A 20,525-nucleotide genomic window follows, 5' to 3' on the forward strand; every position below is an offset into this window, starting at 1 on the left:
ATAAATTGCTTACTGGTGAATACACTCCTTTTAATTTACTGTTAAACAATAGAAATGGAAATTGGAAGTTAACTGGCGTTATTGATTTTGCTGATTGTTTTTTGGGAGATGGTGACTATGATCTATTAGGACCTATCATGTTTATGTTTAATAGTAATCAAAAACTTATTAAGCATTTCCTTGAGTCTTATGGTTTTCCAAAAATAGAGGTTAATCACATACTGCAAAAAAAATTAATGACGTATACAATCCTCCATCGTTTTAGCGATATAAATTATTTTGTATCGCAAAGCAAGGAGGCCAAACGTGCATCTAATTTTAATGAATTGGCGAGAATTCTTATTCCGATCTCTTAATCGAACAGCCCCATTTTAAAAAATAGGGCTGTTCGATTAAAATAGGGATTACTGAATCAGGTTATTGTTTTGCAGTAATTTTTACTGATTCACTGTTAACACCAAAATGCTGATTTACAATAAGAGCAGGACCACCCAGATTATATAGGTACCTTGCTTCAATGACCTGTTTCATAAACGCTCCAAATAAGCCAGAAAGGCGGAAATTGCCAACTTTACCAACAGCCGACGTTGTTCCAATGGAGGCAACAGACCCTTTATGGTTGTATTCAAAGGCTGTTAGATCTTTCCCTCGTATTGTGGCAACAATATTTTTTGCACATATATCGGCTTCCTGTAAGGCAACCTGTGCGGTTGGAGGCAATGCTGTTTTTTCATCCTTCATGAATAATGAACAGTCTCCGATACTAAAGACGTTTTTACTGTTTTCAACTCGAAGGAAGCGGTCTACAGGGATTTTACCTTTTATAAGTGGTAATTCGGAATTTTGCAGGATTGAGTTGCCTTTTACCCCGCATGACCAGATAAGTGTCCGTGTGGCAATCTCCAGATTATTTTCTAAACTAACTTTTTCAGGCGTACATTCCAAAATTTTGGTTGCCATGTGTAATTCCACATTCATTTTTTCTAACACTTCAGTTGTATATTGAATAGATTCTTCCGGAAAAAATGGAATCACTGAAGCTGCAGCCTCAACAGCGACTATTCTCACCTTATCATATGGAACATTATGCTTTTTACATAGCTTTGGAAGTCCTTCAGCTAATTCGCCAAGTATTTCAATACCAGTGAAGCCGCCTCCAGCCACGATAAAGGTCAAGCGGGAAGGATCTTGATCCTCATTATAAAGAGTTAGCTGCTTGATAATTTGATGGTAAATGGCTTTAGAACTTCTAAAACTTCTTATTTCAAATGCGTTTTCTTTAATACCAGGAATTCCAAACGTTTCAACTTCAAATCCTAATGCCACTAATAAATAATCATATTCCACCGTATCTCCGCCTTCTAGGTGTATTTCCTGGCAGTTGATATCAATAGAAGAGACTGTGCCTTTTTTTAAATGAGTTTTGTCTTGGTCAATTAAGTCGGGAATGGACATGGCAATTTGCCGGTCTGCTGCTGTTCCAGCACCAATTTTATGAAGCTGGGTTGTAATATAATGATAATCATGCTTATTTATCAGGGTTACATCTGCCTCACCTGGTTTTAGCAGCTTTTCAAGTTTTTTAGTTGTCATGATTCCGCCGTATCCGGCACCCAAGATTACGATTTTTGGTTTTTTCATGAATTATTCACTCCTAATAATGTGAAGTATTTCACATACTTATATTAAAAAAATAAAGCAGTTGCTCGTATATTTATTGTGAAATATTTCACATAAATTCTTATTTATAGATTACGACACATTATAAAAGAACTCAAGAGTTTAATTCCTAAATTTTTGTCAAAATGGTAAATTTTTTTTGAAAAACTGGGCATGATAAATTCGTGCCAATTTAAAACTGGTTTAATCTTCTAAGTATAAAAGTGAGGATGGGATATTGAATGAAGTTAAAATTGTTCAGTTTGTCGTTGGGGCTATTATTGACATTCCCAGGAATTGTGGGTGCACATGAACATGCACCGGTAGACCATATGGAAAAAAAGCCGTGTGACTGTGCTGAAGGCAAGCAGCATCATCAAATGCACAGAGACTGGCAAGCCCATATGCAGGAAAAAGAGCAAAAGCTTCTGGCTTGGGTAGACCAATTTACACCTAATAAAAAAGCAGAATGGACGAAGGTACTTGATGAAAGAAAGACGCTTCACAAGCAGTGGATGAGTCCTGATAATGCAAAAAAGCGCGAGCAATGGAAAAATGAGAAAATGGCAAAAATGCAGGAATTAAAAAAGCAATTGGATGAAGGTAAAATTACAAAAGAGGAATTCATAAAGCAAGCACATGGCGGCAAGGGGATGGGACAATGGAAAATGTATCATGATTTAAGTCTTGCCGTTGAGAAAAAAGATAACAAACAAGCAACATTGCTATTAAATCAGTTATTACAGCAAACCAAAGAGCATAACCAAAAGCTTAAAGTATTATTAAAGAAATAATTATTGTAGTGAAAAAGCCAACTCTCAAGGATTGGCTTTTTCTAATTTCAGTAGTTAAAAAGTAAAACCTGGGGGAAATTAATAATGATGCATATTTGAGGAGGTATCCCAATGAAACGAAAAAATTTAATGCTGGCAACTGTAGGTTTAGGGGCAGCGTTTTTACTTCGAAATGAAAAATCCCGAAAAATGCTCATGAACCAGTTTCAAGCAATGGCACAGAAATCCCGGAAGTAAAAACAAAAAAACATCCCTTAAACAATTTGGGGATGTTTTTACATTGTACAATTACTTTTTTAGATCGACTTTATCTTGTTTTACTTCCTTAATTTCTTCCTGTTTCGCTTCTTTTATATCTTCTTTAATTTCTTCCTTGATATCGTCGGCAATTCCTTCTGTCGCTCTCTTAAACTCACGAATTGACTTGCCAAACGCGCGTCCAATTTCCGGCAGCTTATTTGGCCCAAAGATAACCAAAGCAACCACTAAAATTAAAATTAATCCCGGTACACCAATATTTGAAAACATAATTACATCTCCTAGTGAGTGGCTGGTAAATAGTCTACATTATTATAACGGATATACTATAATTATTCTAGTTTTTCTGCAATTTTGCTTGAGCTAAAGTATCAGTTACATTTTTCCCATCATAAAAATCCTTTATAACTTTATCTGTGTATACCCAGCCTTTCCAGCCAATATGAATCGTATCCTTCATAAAATAAGGGTCATATTCATGATTTGAAAAATCGGCAATTTGAAAGCCCTCGGACTCAATTTGCTTTTTTATTCGGGTGTAATAAGCTTCCCGGCCTTCTAAAGGAAAGCCTGTATAATCATACCACTTCCCATTTACGGGAACAGATACAAATAATGGTTTCGCTCCTGATTCCTTCAGCAAATCAAGGACAAGCTGGAAATCACCATATTCAGGGGATTCACCATAGGATGCCCCGACCTTTGAATCCTTTAAGGAAGGAACCATTTTCTTTATTTTATTGTATTGATAATTACTAATATTAAAAGGATTATTCGTTGATTGTCGTTCACCCAAATGCTCAGCTTGGACTTCTAATTGGTCCCAGGATTTATTTCGGACTTTTTTGTTAATATCACGATTACGAGGAAAACCGCCTGCGAGCGTATAATAAAAATCCTTTTTAACTAATAAATCATGATAAAGAGTGGCAAAGGGACGATAGATAGCAGCCTTTTTCTTTTCCCAAGGATCATTCGTAATTTCCGCTTTTAATATCGTTGAAAGTAGCGGGTCACTATTTATCGGCGAAAAAGTAAGCAAACGCTTAATGGCTTTTTTCTTTATCACTGGATCTATATTTTGATTCAAGGCAAAATCATATCCTTGAAGGGAAGAATAATTGGGGACAAAATGGCTTTCGTCTGCTCCTCCCGGTTGAAACCATTGCGGAGACAGGACAAAAACGAGCTTTTTCCCCTTAAGCTGATTCGTATGCTCTGAAAAATTTAAAAAGTGAATTAACGATTCTGTCCCGCCTCGGCCAACAAGAAATGGTGTAAATCCATCCTTCGATTCCTTAAAATAATTGGACGGATGAAAACGGTCCAGCCTTGCAAGCTCAGATGAGCCATAAATCGGCAAATATTGTTTATTCTCCAACATCTTTTTTTGAACAAACTTTCCTTGAAACATAAATGGATTTAATTCCGTTGCCGCTTGAGCAACTCTAGATTTTGGAATAAGTTCTTCAATCCATTGATTGGGTATTAATATCAGCATAGCCAGAACAAGGAAAGCTAAGAAAATTGGTGAAAATAAAGGTTTGTTCATCTTCTATCAGCCAATAAATTGGCAATGTTATTTGGTGTGTTCCAACTTTCGCGATCGAATTCTGTGATAGGAATGAGAATATTAAACCGTTCCTCGGCCTGAACAAGTAATTCAACAGTGCCAAAAGAATCCAACAGACCAGACGTAAATAAATCAATATCCGGATTTTCCTTCACAACATCGTCCTGGCAGATTTCAGCTAATAATGCGATAACTTCATTTTTAAATTCCATGTTAATCAAACTCCCTTTTGAAATAATTGTCCTGAGAAAATATAAAACCCAAAGCAAATGAAATGGAACGTAATGATAATAGCTGCCACATGGGTAAATTTATTGTTTGGCCACCATTTATGCTTCTTGTTAAATCGTTCAAATGAATTATAAAGAACCATCAGCAGGGCGTGATAGATTCCATAGAGAATATATTGGATTTCAAGACCATGCCAGAAGCCCATGATTAAAAAGAGTAAAATATAGCCAAGATTTGAGACAATGTTACGATTTTTTATCCATTTCTTCTTTGTCATCCAGAAAACAAACCTCATGTAAACATAATCTCGAAACCAGAAGGAGAGACTCAAATGCCAGCGATTCCAAAAATCTTTGATATTGCGGCTGATAAAAGGTTTGTTAAAGTTTTCCGGAGATTTAATTCCCATAATATAACTAACACCAATCGCGAACGCACTATATCCTGCAAAATCGAAAAAGAGATAGAGGCTGTATGCATACATATAATATAAGTGATGCTGGAATTGGCTATGGGCAATAAATCGTAAATTAGCGATAAAAAAATGATTGATAGAATACCCAATAATATATTTATATAAAAACCCAAGGAAGATCTTATTGATTCCATCATAAAGGAGCTGCTTATAATCATCTCCGGACATTTGCGCTTCTAAATCCTTCTCAAACCGGCGGTATCGGTCAATCGGACCCGATGAAATGGTTGGGAAGAACAGGATAAAATATAGCAGCTTAGATAACGGCAGTTCCTTTTTAATAAGCCCATCTCTAATCTCCATAATGATTTGTGTGCCCTTAAAGGTTAAATAAGAAATTCCTAGAAAACCAATTACGCTAATGTGCGAAAAATAAGGCAGAAGCTTCGAAACGGCCAAGGGCAGAATTGATAGAAAAACCGCCGAGTAAAAAATGCCATTGCCATTTGATTGTTTTCGGTAATGGATATATAACCTGATTAATAAAACCTGCCAAATGGTAAACAGTATTAACGCCAATGCCTGATTAAGAGAAGATGAAAAGATCAAACCTAAGGCAGCAATCGTTGTCAGCATATTATAGGTATGAAATCTTTTTCCCCGTAAACCAAGAATAATAGTCGGTGCTAAAAGGATGGCGATGATGATAAAGAATGTGAAAGAACCATATGGCGTCATGTCCGCACCATATCCTTTATTGTTTTTCGATCCAGTTTCCCATTGGCCGTAATCGGAAGCTCTTTATGATAGGAGAACTTCCTCGGAATCATGTAAGCAGGGAGAAATTCGCCAAGTTCTTTTTTTATCGCACCCGTTAACTGATATTCTTTTTCAAATTCATGATGATCAGGGATAATCACGGCTTCTAAATAATCAATTTTCTCATTTTGAAAAACTGGTATGACGGCTGCAGCTTTCACAAATTTCGATTTAGCAATATGGAATTCGATCTCTTCTAATTCCATTCGATAGCCATGCAGTTTAATTTGAAAATCAATCCGGCCTTTGTAGAAAATAAGCCCTTCTTGATTTTGGTAGCCGGCATCCCCTGTGCGATACGCGAGATGTCCATGATATTGAGAAAAAGCCCGTTCCGTTAGTTCCGGCTGTCCAAGATACCCTTTACTAACACTTGGACCGACAATAACCATTTCTCCATTTTCACCAGGGGAAACCTCATTACTATTTTCATCTAAAAATAGGATCTGTGTATCTTCTTTCGGTTTTCCAATCGGGAGATATGGATAGGAATCCAACATTTCAGCAGTAACCTCAATCGAGGTTACTGCTACCGTCGCCTCTGTTGGTCCATAGGTGTTGAATATTTTAGCTTTAGGAAACCTGTCGAATAATTGCCGGCAGATGCCAATAGGAAGGATTTCCCCGCAAAATAAAAACACGCAAAGATCAGGCAGCAGCTCCTCATTAAAAGAGGGGTCCATTAAACACATCTGCACAAAAGAGGGCGTAGATGTCCAAATTTGTGTTTTAGAATTATTTAATGCCTCAAATAAAAGTTTTGGCCTTGCAATCATTTCTTTGGTGATAGAAAAAAGGGTTCCTCCGCTGACCAAAGCAGGGTAAAGGTCCATAACAGAAAGATCAAAGGAATAAGGTGCTTGATTTAAAAATCGAAATGGTCCATTGATCGGAAAATCCGCAGTCATCCAATCCACAAAACTCTCCAGATTAGCTGCTGAAATTTGAACTCCTTTAGGGTTACCCGTGCTGCCGGACGTATATATGATATAAAAATTATCTTGGCTTTCAACCCAGTTCTTAGGGTCAACCTGGTTTTCTAAGGCTTGCCCCAAAAGGATATCCTCTAAAGTCACAACAGAAATTGAAGAAGTATCAATGTCCATCTCTTGCCCAGAACAATTAATGACTAATTCTAATCGAGCACTGTTGATGATATTTATCACCCGCTCCGACGGAATCGATGTATCTACCGGTATATAGGGATGACCTGACTTTACACTTCCTAAGAAAGAAACCAGCATCGAGGCTTCCATATGTCCATATACCAATATCGGTGATTGTTTTTGTAAATTTTGGTTTAAAAGAAAGTCAGCCACTTGATCAGACTGTCTCCAAAGCTCGGAATAAGTAATTTCCACATTGGGTGAAATATAGGCCAATGTTTCGGGTTGTGATTGTGCAAGCTCTCTTATGGTGTTTAATATTCTCATTGTTTACCTACCTCACATTAAAAGTCGTTGTAAATATAAGAACCGGCACTTGCATCATTAAAACCGTACATAAAAAATAACAAAAGAAGTATCAGCAAATAATAGACAAAGCGACCGAACCACTTTATCCTTTGATCGACAATGAAAGCTTTAAATTTAGCAAACATAGTGGTGTACCCCCTAAATCCCAACTGACTTAACTATAATAATTCGGTTTTGAATCTGTTGCATTAAAATTAGATGAGAAAAGAATTAATTTTAAGTGACCAAATCCTAAAAAAAAATATAAAAAAGGCCAAGTTGTGACACTTGGCCTTTTTGAAAAGAAGATTATTGAACTAATTCTGATTGGATGTAATGGAACAAAAGCTTAGCAGTATTTTCAAGCGACAATTGATGAGTACGTTCAAAGGCATGAGATGAATCAATACCAGGTCCAATTAGTCCATGGACAATATCATGGCCGGCACGGATAGCGGCAGACGCATCGGAACCATAAAAAGGATAAATATCGAGTTTATATTCAATTTGATTTTCTTCTGCTAAAGCAGCTAAATTTTTTCGCAATCCATAATGGTAAGGGCCGCTTGCATCCTTTACACAGATGGAGACCGTGTATTCATCTGTAGATTGACCATCGCCCATAGCTCCCATATCAACGGCTAAATATTCAACTGTTTCCGGTGTAATATTGGAATTGCCGCCGTAGCCGATTTCTTCATTGTTAGAAATTAGAAAATGTGTCGTATAAGGGAGTGTTATATTTTCAGTTTTTATCTGCTTCATTAACTGGAGCAATAGAGCCACGCTTGCCTTATCATCTAGATGGCGGGATTTTATGAAGCCGCTTGGCGTTACTTCCACACGCGGGTCAAAGGAAACGAAGTCACCTACTTCAATTCCAAGTGCCCGAATATCGTCGGCATTATGTACTTTTTCATCAATTCGAATTTCCATGTTTTCCTGATTTCGCTCTGCTTTTCCGGCATCTTTATAAACGTGGACCGAGGTTTGGTGCATTAAAATGGTCCCTGTATATTTTTTGCCGCTGCTTGTTTCAATCAGGCAATATTCTCCTTCAATCGAATTGAACTTAAATCCACCGATCAGGTCAATTTTGAGTCTCCCATTCGATTTGATTTCTTTAACCATTGCCCCGAGTGTATCAACGTGAGCCGTCAGCATCCGGTGGCGGCCTTGGTCTTTACCTTCAATCGTCGCAATTAATCCGCCTTTGCGGTTTCTTTTCGTCTCAATTTTCAGCTCGGTAAGGAATTTTTCAACATAAGTAATGACTTCATTTGTATTGCCGGACGGGCTTGGAATTGATACTAAGTCCGTCAATAATTTCATGGTTCCATCTGTATATTTATTTGGCACGGAATTTTCCCCTTTCTGATTTTTCATACACTCTAATTATACATAGATTGGTTTATATCGAAAATTTAACAATAGTGTAATTAAATCAAAACCATCCTTTTTTCTTAAACCAGAGAAACATGGATAATCCGATTACGCCCATTAAGACAAGAGAATAGCCATATCCATATCTCCAATCCAATTCGGGCATATTTTTAAAATTCATCCCGAAGATTCCTGCAATTAAAGTTAGGGGCGCGAAAATGGAAGTCATAATGGTAAGAACCTTCATCACATTATTGGTTTGATGGGAATTTAACGAAAGATAGTTATCCCGAATGTCGGCGGTTATCTCTCGGTTTGCCATCAGCATTTCCGATAACTTTAAAAGATGGTCGTAGATATCAGAATAATATTCTTTTCTTGTAATTAAGTTTTTCAAATGCTGAGAATTTAACATTCGGTAGAGCAGATCACGCATTGGATTAACAGTATGCGTTAGATTTAATAACATATATCTTGTTTCGAATAATTCTTTTAATAAATTATTCATTGGTTTATTAAGAGTGTTATCTTCAATTTCATCTAACTTATCCTCAATTTTGTAAATAATAGGGAAGTAGTTGTCTACGATTTTGTCTAAAATTTCATAAAACACATGAGTATTTGTAAACTTATCTAAGTTGGTTAAAGTTGTTATTCTATTCACTACTTGAGAAACTTCAATAGAAGGCTTAAGGTGGAAAGTAACTATATAGTTTTCACCTACAAAAAATTCTAGCTCTTCCTTTGTGATTTCCTCTCTTTCTTCTCGAACAATGTGAGTAATAAAAAATGTATATTCATCGTAATAATCGAGTTTAGGTCTTTGAAGGGTAGTATTTATACAATCTTCAATAGCCAGTGGATGAAAATTAAAAGTTTCGCTTAAATGTTTTATCTCATCATCAGTCGGTTCATTAAAATCCACCCAAAAGCGTTTATATTTGGGTAGAGTTAATTTATCAATCGAATCTAGTTTTACTAATGTATTTGACTGGGTAATACCCATGAAGCTAATCATAATAATTACTCCTAGTTACTTTTTTTGGGAATTTGGGGAGAAATAACAGCTTGCTCATCCCATTGCTTTTTATTCTTTCTTTCTTGAATGACTTGATACAAACTTTGAAAACCAAGGATTCCTACCACAATTATACCACTAAAGACAATAAAGACAGCGAAGTATTCAAAGGGATTATATGACTTAAAATGTGACCAATGAATCTTCCCTTCTAGATCCTTTGTAAATAGATTCATGCTGAAGATTCCGCAGATAACCGTATAAAGCGTGAGAACTAAAAGGAGCATACTATCCTTTTTTGTCACTGAATTTTCCTCATACTTAAACAAGCTGAAAAGTGTCTCTTTTGTATTTAAATACAATGAGTCAATATCATAGGCACGTCTAAAAAGCCTAAAAAGTTCCTGACCATCCGGTTTAGCTGGATATTCGATAAAGAAAAAATTTGAGCTAAACGAATTAATAAAATAAATTAGTTTTTCTATTTCATTATAATCTTTCTCAATGTGAATGGTTGAATAGTTATGGGCAATTTTAACAAACACCAATTTATTAAATAGATTAATTAGTTGCAAGTAGTAATTTTCCCCGTAAAAGTTTTTGGCCTCTGCCATTAATTTTTGAGTACTGCTATTTGTTATACATGTAAAACAATGTTCATTTACACAGATAAATGTATTGGGTGCCCATCGGCTATAGCTGTGGTCTTTTACATAGTTGTGTATATATTCATGATTTCCTGCGTCCTCCCCACAAAGCGTTACTGAGCGGAATACATCGATTTCATCAATGGATTCTTCATTAGCTAAATGAAGAAGCGATTGGATATGCATTTTGTCTGGCTCTAAAAATGGGGGCGGTGAATCCAAATCAATAAAGGGTCCCAAATCTGGTAGCAAATCCTCATAATCCTTCCTATTAAAATGATTTGCAAAATCTATCGCATTCGATAAAGAGGTATCCTTTATTTCTGTGCGTACTGTAATGAATCCAAGCTCATAAGGACAGATGATCAAATCAATGGAATGGATTTGAAACGGTACTTTTAGATGGTCAATGTTCAACAAGCTCTCTACGTTTATAACTTTCGTATATCTTTGAAACCCCTTCTCATAACCGGATGATGGAAAGAGAATTTGAGAGGTTAAGGGATGAAAAAAAGCCTTCATCTCACTGTGTGAGACTTGGTAGCCTCCATAATAGGTCGATTCATTATGTAATTCATGTAATCGATATGGAGTAAATTGATTCTTTTGTAGAAATAAGATGAAATTGCGTATCGTAGCTGCCTTCCAAGAGAAGGGGAGAATAAATTGAAAAAATGCCTGTGATACCTGTTTTTCCTTTATCATCATTTCCATATTTTCCTTTCAGATAAAAGCTGTCTAAAATCAACATTCCCGATTTAATAGAATAAAATTCCAATCTTTGAGGGAAATTAGGATGAAAGAAATTGTTAGGAGCATGGAGATGCCATCTAATAAAGTTCTATCCATCAAAGAAGATTTAAAAGAAAAAATAATGCAGTCTGAGGATGCTGTTTTCAAGGAACTCCATACGAAAGAAAAATACATTGAAGCTTTATATATAAAAACGATTAGTGATGAGACTGTCATCCAAGATTATGTGGTCAAACCTTTTTTCGAAATTACAACAGCAGAAAGGTTTTTGGATTATCTGCAATCACACCCGAAGGTAAAACCATTTGAGAATGAAGAGCAAACTCTTGAAGAGTTAATCAGAGGAGTGGCCATACTTTTTTATCAGGATTTTATCTTTATATTTGATAGTAAAGTAGACAGGAATAATTCGGTTTTAGATACGACGGTTGAAACCACCATTCAAGGTCCTCAATCAGGTCTTAGTGAAAGCTTGCCGACAAACCTCGGTCTCATTCGCCACCGTTATCCAGAAACTACCTTAAAGGTGGAATCCACCACAATCGGAGCCATTTCAAAAACAAAAGTAATGATTCTTCACGATGAAAAATTAGTAGATCAGGATGTCCTAAGAAGAGTCAAAGAATTTCTAGCTTCAGTTGATATCCAAATGTTCCAAACTGGAGAGCAGTTATTGGACCTAATAAAAAAAAGCAATCGGGCTTTATTTCCTGTCATGCTTGTAACAGAAAGGCCGGATAGGGTGGCAGTGAATTTAGCGGCTGGAAAAGTGGTTCTGCTTGTATCTGGTTCATCCTTTGCCGTCGTTTTACCCACTGTCATGAAGGATTTTATGGCTTCCATGGAAGATATATATCAAACCTATTGGGTTTCCATTTTTCTACAGGTCTTGCGATATGTCGGTTTTGTTACCAGCCTTATCCTGCCAGGGTTATATGTAGCAGTAACAAGCTATAATCCGGAACTATTTAGGTTTCAATTGGCTCTGTCCATAGCCGGAAGCCGAACAGCAGTACCGTACCCATCCTTTGTGGAAGTTGTAATTATGTTGTTCATGATGGAGCTATTAACTGAGGCCAGTATTCGTCTTCCAAAAGCCATTGGACCTACGGCAACAACAGTTGGAGGCTTGATTTTAGGGCAGGCAGCTACTGAAGCAGGTCTGGTTAGCAACATTATGATTATCATCGTATCAGCCGTTGCCATTTCTAACTTTGTCGTGCCGATTAATGCCTTTAGTTTCTCTGTAAGGATCGTAAAATATATCATCTTAGCGTTAGCTACCTGTTTCGGTTTGGTGGGCGTTGTGCTCGGATTTTTCATGTTTCTCGCCTATATGGTTAAGCTTGACAGTTTTGGACAGCCATTTTTAACACTGGTACAAACCAAATCCAGCAAAGAATAGTAACTGATTTTTGAGGGGGGAGGTCTGTGAATCGATATTTTTTATATTTAGTTATCTTGAATATGCTGATCAATGTTATTATCTTTATTCCGAAAATTTTGATTGAGTATCGTTATAAGGGTGCGGTTATGGGGGTCCTTATTGCCATACCAATCGGGATTGGAATGAATTATTTATACAGTCACGCCCTTAATAAATTCCCAGGCCAGGGTTTACCAGAAATACTAGCCCATTCAAAGTACCGGTGGTTGGTAAATCTTCACTTAGGGAGTATTCAAATTATGTGGTTTTCAGCTGGGCTCATTACTTTACTTGGTTTTACAGATATATTAAGCCGTTTCGTTAATCCGGAGATGCCGAAACTTTTTCTGATAACGATTTATTTAGCAGCGATTTTTCTAATCATCCAGCTTCCGACAAAAAGGGTCATGTATTTTCTGGAAATTGTCTTATATCTTAATACACCGTTAATAGGTTTTATTATCTATAAGACGCTTACAAGCGAGTTTTTAAGCTGGGATTCTATACTTGAAGTAGGGACACACTTATTTGAGAAACCAAGCTTAAAAGCAATGGCTGCAGCAACTTATAGTTTTTCTGGTTTTACGAATTTAATCATATTTAATCGGGTAATCAAAGAAAGATTAAAGATTTGGAATTTTATTATTATCTTATTTTTGGGGATTTTTAATTTATTTACCACTTTTTTTATTCCCATTGGTTTTCACGGTTCAGATGGAGCGCAGGAATATCTCTATCCGTGGATTTCCACTTCAGATTCACTCCGATTAGTTTATAGTCCAATTGAACGAGTCTTATACATATTTTTAATGTTCTATATGAGTATTTCATTAATGAGTATTTCCATTCACTGGCATGTGGCCCTTGAATTATTGAAAGGAACCTTCAAAGAAAAAGAAAACAAAAAGAAGAATTGGATGATTTTGGCTGCCTTTACTTGCTGTGCATTTGCTGGTGTCCTTTTTCTGAATACGGTTCTTTTAAATAAAATAACTGCTTATTGGATGATCCTTCTTCTTGGTGTTGAAGTGATAACCGTCACGATCTTTTTCCTTTGGGCAAGGAGGCGTACAGCATGAAAACACTTGTGAAATGGAGATTGATCGTAATTTCATTATCAGCAGTTTTATTGTTAAATGGCTGCGGCTTTAAAGACATCGATAAACGCTTGTTTGTTGTCAGTATCGGGGTAGATAAGGCAAAGAATAGCTCAAAAAAATATCTAGTCAGCCTTAAATTTGCGATACCAGGTGGAAAGAATAAGGCAAATGATTTTTTTATTGTTACTGAAAAAGCTGATTCTATGGCAGAAGCCGTAAGGGCTATCAAAACAAAAGTGGATAAAGAAATTGATTTTAGTCATGCCAAAGTAGTGGTGTTTAGCGAAGAAATGGTTAAATTAACCGATAACGCAGGGGTTTATTATTGGTTAGCAAGAAGAAGAGATATCCAAGAAATTGCCTGGGTGGCGATCGGTACACCAACCGCCATGGATGTCCTTAAGGTAAAGCCTAAATCAGAACAGCTCCCATCAAACGCCTTATTCCTATCTCTCGGTAAAGATGGATCGGAAACGCCCTATATCATTTCTGAGTTTTATTTTGATATGAAAAAAAGATTAATTGAAAGAGGATTAGACCCCTTTCTTCCAATCATAGAAGCGAAAAAAGAATTACTGGAAGTTAACTCAGTAGGGCTTTTTAATAAAAGCAAATTGATTCTTAGTCTAACTCAAGAAGAGACGAAAATCCTTAATCACATAATGAATCGGGAAAATAAAAGTGCCTTATGGGTGAAAACAGGAAACATAAAATTTATTGTGAGCACGACCAAAATAAAAACAAAATATAAAATTATTACACTAAAAGGAAAACAGCCATGCATCAAGGTGAGTGTAAAGGTAAAAGGGAATATTGAGGAAATGACAGCTAAAATAACGAATGAACAATTATCCCGCTTTGAAAAAGCTGCTGAAAAACGATTGAAAAAGCAAATCAAAGAGGTATTAGTTAAAATTCAAAAAGCAAATGTAGACCCAATTGGTTTTGGCTTACGTTATCGCTCTCGTCATTTTAATAATAATGATTGGGAAGAATGGCAGCGAATTTATCCTCATCTCGCCTTTAAGGTGGATGCAAAGGTAGAAATCAGTGATACGGGACTAATAGAATGATAATAATGGGCATTCCTAAAATTGGAATGCCCATTTTTAATTTATACTAAAGAGGAGGTTTCTTTACTCCTCATTGCTTGTGGAATATATACACAGAACGGTTCACTCTCTAAATAGTCTCCAGTTACCGCATACGTTCTAGAGCGGGAACCGCCGCAGATTTTGTTATATTCACAGACACCGCATTTGCCTTTATAGTTGTCAGGTTGGCGAAGCTCCTTGAATACTTTTGATTCCCGGTAAATTTCTGCAAGTGGAGTATCACGAACATTTCCGCCGACAATCGGCAATAAGCCGCTTGGCATGACATCGCCAATATGAGACACGAACACAAAGCCGTTTCCATCGTTTACACCTTTTGGCGCCCGCTTTAAGCCATCGTGCATCGAGGCGAAATCAGTTGTAATCGTATCTTCGTAGTTAATTTCGCCTTTTTCGATTAAATGGTCCCGCTGTTTTTGCTGCAATACCACTCGGCGGTAATGCTGTGCTGCGGTCGTCTTAATATCATATGGAGCGGTTTTGCTTAATTCGTATAGCCAGCGAAAAACTTTTTCATGCTCTGCCGGTGAAATACATGCTTCTAATTGACCGCGGCCAGTTGGAACAAGCAGGAAGATGTACCACATTACTGCCTTTAACTCACCAACCAACTTGGCCATATCTTCGAGATGATCATAGTTGTACCGAGAGATAACCGTATTAATTTGCAGCGGCATATCTAATTCATTTAAGTATTTTATTTTTTCAATCGTAAGTTCAAATGAACCTGGTGTTCCTCGGAAGTGATCGTGAATTTCCGGGGTTGGTCCATCAAGGCTGAAGCCCCAGCGTGAAAGACCTACTTCTTTTGCCTTTTTCATTTTTTTAATAGTTACATTTGGCGTCGCGCTAGGTGTCATCGAAACCCGCATACCTTTTTTTATGGCATAATCAGCGAGTTCAAATAAGTCTTCTCTCATCATGCAATCTCCGCCAGTGAACACAAGCATTGGATTATCCATATGGTAAATTTGGTCAATGAGATTGATTCCTTCCGAGTGGGATAATTCCCGCGGGTCAGGGGTAAGCTGCGCATCGGCGCGACAGTGAACGCATTTTAGCTGGCAAGATCTTGTTACTTCCCAAATCACGATAAATGGGTTTTGATCATAATCAATTGTCTTACCCATTCCATGTGGATGTCCTTTGAGCTTTGGATGGCCTTTACTAATTCCTTGCATTTTCATCACCAGATTCATTATTATTTTTTGAAACATGTAAATTGTTTCTATAGGTTCATTATAATTTTATCGTCGGTGTGTGCATGGGAGGTTTGTTACAAAATTTCTACATTGTTTTCTAGGAAAATAGTAAACAATCTAGTCCGTAAAATATTACAAATATGTTACATAGGTATAACCTGTTTTTGAAAAAAGTGGTTCTAGCCTATACAGTATCTAGAAAGGCAATCTTTCTTTCGTGTAATAATATGTGCATTCATTACCAATTTAGGTATGAACTGTATTGAAAACCATATCTTTGCCATATTAACCAGGCATCTATCTCCTTTATGATGTATATACCAATATATTAAAAGGAGTCGTGCCTCTATGAAAAAACATCTACTGACCGTTGCGGCCGCTGCCGGCATCTTGTTTACTTCTTTTGGAGGGTCTGTATACGCACATGAAAATATCTATACGGTCCAATCAGGAGACACCCTATGGAAAATCTCGCAAGCGAACGGTGTGTCAGTTGCTGATTTAAGGGCATGGAATCAACTTACTAGCGATAATATCTTTGTAAATCAAAAACTATCATTATTAGTTCCGCATACCCACGAAACAACATATACAGTTCAAAAAGGGGATTCCCTTTGGGGGATCGCAGCTCGAAATAATCTATCGGTAACACAGCTTAAATCTATCAATAACTTAACATCCGATACGATTTATGTGGGCCAAGTATTAAAGGTTACAGCGAATTTGCAATCACCAATTCCGGCTCCAACGGTTTCAAAGGCTCAAATGGTAATGGATGAAGCAAAGAAATATATTGGAACTCCGTATTTATGGGGAGGAAATACTCCGGCTGGCTTTGATTGCAGCGGGTTTACAAGTTATGTCTTAAATAAAGTTGGCATAACAATTCCACGTACAGCTGCAACCCAGTGGTCTGGTTTAAAGGTGATCAGCACCCCAAACCCTGGTGATTTAGTATTTTTTGAAACGTATGCCCCGGGACCAACACATGTTGGAATTTATTTAGGCGATAATAAATTTATTCAAGCGGGATCACACGGTGTTGCCATCGCCGATATGACAAATACCTACTGGAAACCAAAGTACCTTGGTGCTAGAACCCCGTATTTATAAAATATTAAAAAGACCTTTTATCCAAAACGATAAAAGGTTTTTTTATGTTGATTGAAGCGTTATTTTTAAGAAAATTCGAAAATTTATAGTTTATGAAATAGGGTTTTAGCTTTATACTAAATAGGTATCTCTTTTTTAAGCTGCAAGCTTGTCGGGAGGATGTTATGTTTAATTCCACACATTTAAAAGAAGTATTTTATCAATCTAGGATTCCTCAATTAATTGGCCGGATTGATTTTACGAATATGCAATACAATCCTGCTTTCTGTGATTTTCTTGGGTTTACAATGGACGAATTAACGGCATTATCTATTGAGGAAGTTTCACATAAAGAGGATCTTGCCAATGATGTCCATTTATTTCGAGAGATTTTAAGTGGACGAAGAAATGAGTATGAAATTGAAAAAAGGTATATACACAAGTCTGGTGAAATTAAGACCGGCATTTTAAATGTTTCCAAAATTAAAGCCCAAGGAACTGAGGAAGAGTATATACTCGCACAAATTATTGATATAACAGAAAAAAAGCAAATGGAAACGGTTCTAAGGGAAAACGAACAAAAATACAGACTGCTGGCTGAGCATTCATCAGATATCATCGTGCTGCATCAGGTGGATTTTTCCTACCAATATATATCACCCTCAGTAAAGGCAGTTCTGGGCTACGAACCAGAGGAATTGCTTGGAAAAAATCCAGAAGAAATCATTCATCCGGAAGATTTGGAGGCAATAGTAACAAAGCAGTGCCGAATAGGTCCGGAAAATACATCAATGTTAGTTACTTGCCGCTGTAAAAAGAAAGACGGATCCTATATTTGGTTAGAGTCAACCATCAAGGCTTTAATAGATCCTCTTACTGGTAAAGTGAAGGAAATTGTGACAGTATCGAGGGATATCCAGCACCGGATTGAAACAGGCGAACGCTTGAGAAAATCCGAAAAGCTGGCTGTTGTCGGCCAAATGGCTGCCGCGGTAGCCCACGAAATTCGAAATCCTCTAACTCCCATTAAAGGATTCATGCAGTTATTAAACGCAGAAAAAGAAATTAATCCAGTTTACTTAGGTATTGTGTTGGATGAATTACAGCGCCTCGAAGTAATCATTTCAGAATTTTTAACAATGGCAAAGCCCCATGCAGAAAAAACCAGTCTTGTTCAAATAAATAGTCTTGTTGGACAGGTGGTTCAATTATTACAAACTCAGGCTTTGATGAAGAACCTAAAAATCAACTTTACATCTATTAGTTCAGTGCCTTCGATTATTGGAGATCCGAATTCATTAAAACAGGTTTTCATGAATGTCATTCAAAATGCCCTAGATGCATTGTCCGAAAAGGGCCTGATTGATGTTTCTATTTGTGTGGATGAATTAGCTGTTATTATTAAAATTAAGGATAACGGCTGCGGGATACCAGAAGAAAGGCTGTTAAAGCTTGGTGAACCATTTTATTCAACTAAGGAAAAAGGAACAGGTCTCGGTTTAATGACCAGCTACCGAATTATTGAAAGCCATCATGGAAAAATAAAAGTTGAGAGTGAAGAGGGACGAGGGACCACCGTAACCATTTGGCTTCCTATTCATTAATTAATTGAAGTATAGAGGAGATAAAATGTTAAAGCGATTCGTAAGTTTTACAATATTACTGTTGATCATTGCGATTGGATTATTTCAGAAGGATGAATTAATACAATTAATAAAAACAGGCGGCTCTGTCTCACTCCTGATCAGTATGCTTCTCGTAGCTATTTGTGTCTTTTTTCCAGTTATTCCCTTTCCTGTGTTGGCAGGAATCATAGGAGGTGTCTTTGGAACAGTCCAGGGGGTATTAGTTTCATTAACAGGTGCCATGATTGGGACTATGGGATTTTTCTTCTTAAGCAGGTATGGCTTTCGGGATTTCGCGCAGGCAAAACTAGCTAAGCATCCAAAAGTCCAAGAATACGAGGATTTTCTTAACAGAAACTCCTTCGTAGCAATCCTCTCATGCCGCTTGGTTCCAATCATTCCTGCACCATTAGTTAATATTATTTGTGGATTAAGTCATGTTAAATGGCCAATCTTTTTTATTGCTTCAACAATTGGAAAGCTTCCCAATATTTTAATCTTGTCTTTTGCAGGAGCCTTATTTAAAAGCAGTAAGCTTTATTCCTTTGGCTTATATGGAATCTATATACTCATTATTTTCCTCATTAATTTTGTCTTTGTTTATCGAAAAACAGCAAAAAAATCTCTAGATTAAATGACATTTTGTATATTTACATCATTCTGGTTCTCAACCTGGATAATGTCGGTAAAATAGCTTTTTAAAATAAGCCATTTGGCGGGATAGCTGTAAATAAAATCCTCCAAAACTAGAGTGGAATAGTAGATCAAGCAATCAAATGCTTGCTTTTCTTTCTTTAAATCATATAAAAGGGCATGTGGAATAGTGTAAAAATCATTTATTTGATATGGATTTAGTGTAACAATCTCTATCTTTTGCTGCTGTATATAATTTTTAATCGAATGTTCCTGAAGTCTTTTGCTCTCATCCATTGATAATCCATTTAAACTTATTCGGTCATTGATAAAATAAAAACCCTTCAATCCTAACACCTTCTTATTAGCGTGATTGGTATTGTTATTGACAGGGTTTGAAAGAAGTATACATAAAGATTGTCCTCAAAAAAATATACCCGGCCTTAGGCCGGGTACCAAACAAAAATCTATATAAAGGGGGGCGGAGGTTAAGGTTCTCTTGTGAACCTATTTATATCTTAATCGATAAATATGAACAAACTATGAAAGAAAGTTTAATAGTTTAAGAAAGGTGAGCAGGTTGAAAGATTTCCATTGTTGTGCTACGTGCAAACACTTTATAGCCGAGAAAAAACCAGAAGGAATGCGCTATTTCTGCAGCCGTTTAGGCTATGAAACGAAAACAAACTTTAAATTTAACTGCTGGAGTCCAAAAGAAAATATCCTAACATTAATGAAGAGAAAAGAGCTTGGAGGCGGTCTTTAATGGGGGATAAAACATTAATATCCTTAAGTGGAATGGCTTTAAAGGAGGATTCCTTTAAAAGACCTTATTTCAAATTAGAGGAATTTCATGGAGTTGTCACGCTTGCAAAGGAGAATGATTCTCTTTTATTAATCGAGCAATATAGAAGGCCTATCAATTCTACTGTATGGCAGTTACCGGGCGGCGGCGTGAAAAAAGGGGAGAATCTTGAACAGGCAGCTAGACGCGAATTTCAAGAAGAAACAGGTTATACTTGCGGAACTGTACATTATCTTGGGACACTAATGCCTGCATCCTGGAGAACAAATGAAATTACACATGTTTTTTTTACGGATGAAGTTGGAGAAAACCTAAATCAACAGCTTGAAGAACATGAAAAAATTATCTTGAAAAAAATAAGTATTCATGAATGTTTTCATCTTGTCAAAGAAAATCAGCTGCAGGATTCAGAGCTTTGCTACGCATTGTTGCAAGCTATTTTGAAGGGATTTATTTCAATAGATTAGTTAGGCCTACCGTTTTTTAGAAAAATGAAAACCCGGTGGATATAAATCCACCAGGT

Annotated in this window: 22 protein-coding genes; 10 read left to right on the forward strand and 12 right to left on the reverse strand. The window is 36.7% G+C overall.

The features are described 5' to 3' along the window. Positions 1-356, forward strand: a 356-nt coding sequence (locus V7161_RS27490) for a phosphotransferase (protein ID WP_335715979.1), incomplete at its 5' end; no start/stop codon positions are given. A 61-nt stretch (positions 357-417) separates the two neighbouring features. Here the strand turns inward: V7161_RS27490 and V7161_RS27495 are convergent. Then, the gene (locus V7161_RS27495; RefSeq protein WP_335715980.1) at positions 418-1,641 is read right to left on the reverse strand and encodes an NAD(P)/FAD-dependent oxidoreductase; all 1,224 of its coding nucleotides are present in this window, start codon (positions 1,639-1,641) and stop codon (positions 418-420) included. Between the two features lie 260 nt (positions 1,642-1,901). Here V7161_RS27495 and V7161_RS27500 point away from each other — a divergent pair, with 260 nt between their 5' ends. Next, positions 1,902-2,453 (forward strand): hypothetical protein, encoded by a 552-nt coding sequence (locus V7161_RS27500; protein ID WP_335715981.1) that lies wholly within the window; start codon positions 1,902-1,904, stop codon positions 2,451-2,453. 111 nt (positions 2,454-2,564) lie between these two features. After that, positions 2,565-2,690, forward strand: coding sequence for a hypothetical protein (locus V7161_RS27505; protein WP_263297650.1), 126 nt, complete (start codon positions 2,565-2,567; stop codon positions 2,688-2,690). 51 nt (positions 2,691-2,741) lie between these two features. Here the strand turns inward: V7161_RS27505 and V7161_RS27510 are convergent, their stop codons facing one another. From V7161_RS27510 to V7161_RS27550, 9 genes are all read right to left on the reverse strand, one after another. After that, positions 2,742-2,981 carry a twin-arginine translocase TatA/TatE family subunit gene (locus V7161_RS27510; RefSeq protein ID WP_335715982.1) on the reverse strand — a complete coding sequence of 80 codons (240 nt, stop codon included), beginning with the start codon at positions 2,979-2,981 and terminating at the stop codon, positions 2,742-2,744. Positions 2,982-3,048: 67 nt separating this feature from the next. Beyond that, positions 3,049-4,263, reverse strand: coding sequence for a D-alanyl-lipoteichoic acid biosynthesis protein DltD (dltD, locus tag V7161_RS27515; protein WP_335715983.1), 1,215 nt, complete (start codon positions 4,261-4,263; stop codon positions 3,049-3,051). Next, positions 4,260-4,496: a D-alanine--poly(phosphoribitol) ligase subunit 2 gene (dltC, locus tag V7161_RS27520; RefSeq protein WP_223588656.1), complete on the reverse strand. Its 237-nt coding sequence runs from the start codon at positions 4,494-4,496 to the stop codon at positions 4,260-4,262. Before dltC ends, dltD begins: the two co-directional genes overlap by 4 nt. Positions 4,497-4,501: 5 nt before the next feature. Further along, positions 4,502-5,668 (reverse strand): D-alanyl-lipoteichoic acid biosynthesis protein DltB, encoded by a 1,167-nt coding sequence (gene dltB, locus V7161_RS27525; RefSeq protein ID WP_335715984.1) that lies wholly within the window; start codon positions 5,666-5,668, stop codon positions 4,502-4,504. Then, entirely contained in the window at positions 5,665-7,182 is a 1,518-nt protein-coding gene (dltA, locus tag V7161_RS27530) for a D-alanine--poly(phosphoribitol) ligase subunit DltA (RefSeq protein ID WP_335715985.1), read from the reverse strand. The genes dltB and dltA overlap by 4 nt, the downstream gene beginning before the upstream one ends. A 17-nt stretch (positions 7,183-7,199) precedes the next feature. Next, on the reverse strand, positions 7,200-7,349 hold the full coding sequence (dltX, locus tag V7161_RS27535) for a teichoic acid D-Ala incorporation-associated protein DltX (RefSeq protein WP_335715986.1): 150 nt from the start codon (positions 7,347-7,349) through the stop codon (positions 7,200-7,202). 163 nt (positions 7,350-7,512) lie between these two features. Beyond that, a complete protein-coding gene (locus V7161_RS27540) occupies positions 7,513-8,535 on the reverse strand; it encodes a M42 family metallopeptidase (RefSeq protein WP_335716011.1) in 1,023 nt (340 codons plus the stop codon). A gap of 112 nt (positions 8,536-8,647) precedes the next feature. Beyond that, entirely contained in the window at positions 8,648-9,604 is a 957-nt protein-coding gene (gene corA, locus V7161_RS27545; protein WP_335715987.1) for a magnesium/cobalt transporter CorA, read from the reverse strand. An 11-nt stretch (positions 9,605-9,615) separates the two neighbouring features. Next, the gene (locus tag V7161_RS27550; RefSeq protein WP_335715988.1) at positions 9,616-10,959 is read right to left on the reverse strand and encodes a hypothetical protein; all 1,344 of its coding nucleotides are present in this window, start codon (positions 10,957-10,959) and stop codon (positions 9,616-9,618) included. 115 nt (positions 10,960-11,074) lie between these two features. Here V7161_RS27550 and V7161_RS27555 point away from each other — a divergent pair, with 115 nt between their 5' ends. The 3 genes from V7161_RS27555 to V7161_RS27565 are packed head-to-tail and all read left to right on the forward strand — an operon-like array spanning position 11,075 to position 14,603. Continuing rightward, positions 11,075-12,409: a spore germination protein gene (locus V7161_RS27555; protein ID WP_335715989.1), complete on the forward strand. Its 1,335-nt coding sequence runs from the start codon at positions 11,075-11,077 to the stop codon at positions 12,407-12,409. A gap of 26 nt (positions 12,410-12,435) precedes the next feature. Beyond that, a complete protein-coding gene (locus V7161_RS27560; protein ID WP_335715990.1) occupies positions 12,436-13,509 on the forward strand; it encodes a GerAB/ArcD/ProY family transporter in 1,074 nt (357 codons plus the stop codon). After that, positions 13,506-14,603, forward strand: coding sequence for a Ger(x)C family spore germination protein (locus tag V7161_RS27565; protein WP_335715991.1), 1,098 nt, complete (start codon positions 13,506-13,508; stop codon positions 14,601-14,603). The genes V7161_RS27560 and V7161_RS27565 overlap by 4 nt, the downstream gene beginning before the upstream one ends. A 41-nt stretch (positions 14,604-14,644) precedes the next feature. On the opposite strand, the gene V7161_RS27570 is transcribed toward V7161_RS27565, so the two are convergent. Further along, the gene (locus V7161_RS27570; RefSeq protein WP_420491677.1) at positions 14,645-15,826 is read right to left on the reverse strand and encodes a TIGR04053 family radical SAM/SPASM domain-containing protein; all 1,182 of its coding nucleotides are present in this window, start codon (positions 15,824-15,826) and stop codon (positions 14,645-14,647) included. A gap of 369 nt (positions 15,827-16,195) precedes the next feature. On the opposite strand from V7161_RS27570, the gene V7161_RS27575 reads away from it, so the two are divergent. From V7161_RS27575 to V7161_RS27585, 3 genes are all read left to right on the forward strand, one after another. Then, on the forward strand, positions 16,196-16,960 hold the full coding sequence (locus V7161_RS27575) for a C40 family peptidase (RefSeq protein WP_335715992.1): 765 nt from the start codon (positions 16,196-16,198) through the stop codon (positions 16,958-16,960). 164 nt (positions 16,961-17,124) lie between these two features. Next, complete coding sequence (locus V7161_RS27580; RefSeq protein ID WP_335715993.1) at positions 17,125-18,543, forward strand: PAS domain-containing sensor histidine kinase; 1,419 nt, start codon at positions 17,125-17,127, stop codon at positions 18,541-18,543. A 25-nt stretch (positions 18,544-18,568) separates the two neighbouring features. Continuing rightward, complete coding sequence (locus V7161_RS27585) at positions 18,569-19,198, forward strand: TVP38/TMEM64 family protein (RefSeq protein ID WP_335715994.1); 630 nt, start codon at positions 18,569-18,571, stop codon at positions 19,196-19,198. Here the strand turns inward: V7161_RS27585 and V7161_RS27590 are convergent. Then, a complete protein-coding gene (locus V7161_RS27590) occupies positions 19,195-19,545 on the reverse strand; it encodes a hypothetical protein (protein WP_335715995.1) in 351 nt (116 codons plus the stop codon). The genes V7161_RS27585 and V7161_RS27590 overlap by 4 nt on opposite strands. 417 nt (positions 19,546-19,962) lie before the next feature. Between V7161_RS27590 and V7161_RS27595 the strand changes: the two genes are divergently transcribed. Further along, positions 19,963-20,469 carry an NUDIX hydrolase gene (locus tag V7161_RS27595; protein ID WP_335715996.1) on the forward strand — a complete coding sequence of 169 codons (507 nt, stop codon included), beginning with the start codon at positions 19,963-19,965 and terminating at the stop codon, positions 20,467-20,469. Positions 20,470-20,525: the final 56 nt, after the last annotated feature.

Origin of the sequence: Neobacillus drentensis (genome assembly GCF_036965425.1) — a bacterium.
In the GTDB taxonomy this organism is placed as follows: Bacteria; Bacillota; Bacilli; order Bacillales; family Cytobacillaceae; genus Neobacillus; species Neobacillus drentensis_F.

Coding starts and splice junctions, on each gene's coding strand:
- V7161_RS27510 (WP_335715982.1), bottom strand. CDS start 2,981: ATGTTTTCAAATATTGGTGTACCGGGATTAATTTTAATTTTAGTGGTT.
- corA (WP_335715987.1), bottom strand. CDS start 9,604: ATGATTAGCTTCATGGGTATTACCCAGTCAAATACATTAGTAAAACTA.
- dltD (WP_335715983.1), bottom strand. CDS start 4,263: ATGAACAAACCTTTATTTTCACCAATTTTCTTAGCTTTCCTTGTTCTG.
- V7161_RS27585 (WP_335715994.1), top strand. CDS start 18,569: ATGTTAAAGCGATTCGTAAGTTTTACAATATTACTGTTGATCATTGCG.
- V7161_RS27580 (WP_335715993.1), top strand. CDS start 17,125: ATGTTTAATTCCACACATTTAAAAGAAGTATTTTATCAATCTAGGATT.
- dltA (WP_335715985.1), bottom strand. CDS start 7,182: ATGAGAATATTAAACACCATAAGAGAGCTTGCACAATCACAACCCGAA.
- V7161_RS27570 (WP_420491677.1), bottom strand. CDS start 15,826: ATGCAAGGAATTAGTAAAGGCCATCCAAAGCTCAAAGGACATCCACAT.
- dltX (WP_335715986.1), bottom strand. CDS start 7,349: ATGTTTGCTAAATTTAAAGCTTTCATTGTCGATCAAAGGATAAAGTGG.
- V7161_RS27555 (WP_335715989.1), top strand. CDS start 11,075: ATGCCATCTAATAAAGTTCTATCCATCAAAGAAGATTTAAAAGAAAAA.
- V7161_RS27495 (WP_335715980.1), bottom strand. CDS start 1,641: ATGAAAAAACCAAAAATCGTAATCTTGGGTGCCGGATACGGCGGAATC.
- V7161_RS27550 (WP_335715988.1), bottom strand. CDS start 10,959: ATGATGATAAAGGAAAAACAGGTATCACAGGCATTTTTTCAATTTATT.
- V7161_RS27575 (WP_335715992.1), top strand. CDS start 16,196: ATGAAAAAACATCTACTGACCGTTGCGGCCGCTGCCGGCATCTTGTTT.
- V7161_RS27565 (WP_335715991.1), top strand. CDS start 13,506: ATGAAAACACTTGTGAAATGGAGATTGATCGTAATTTCATTATCAGCA.
- V7161_RS27500 (WP_335715981.1), top strand. CDS start 1,902: ATGAAGTTAAAATTGTTCAGTTTGTCGTTGGGGCTATTATTGACATTC.
- V7161_RS27505 (WP_263297650.1), top strand. CDS start 2,565: ATGAAACGAAAAAATTTAATGCTGGCAACTGTAGGTTTAGGGGCAGCG.
- V7161_RS27540 (WP_335716011.1), bottom strand. CDS start 8,535: ATGAAATTATTGACGGACTTAGTATCAATTCCAAGCCCGTCCGGCAAT.
- dltB (WP_335715984.1), bottom strand. CDS start 5,668: ATGACGCCATATGGTTCTTTCACATTCTTTATCATCATCGCCATCCTT.
- dltC (WP_223588656.1), bottom strand. CDS start 4,496: ATGGAATTTAAAAATGAAGTTATCGCATTATTAGCTGAAATCTGCCAG.
- V7161_RS27595 (WP_335715996.1), top strand. CDS start 19,963: ATGGGGGATAAAACATTAATATCCTTAAGTGGAATGGCTTTAAAGGAG.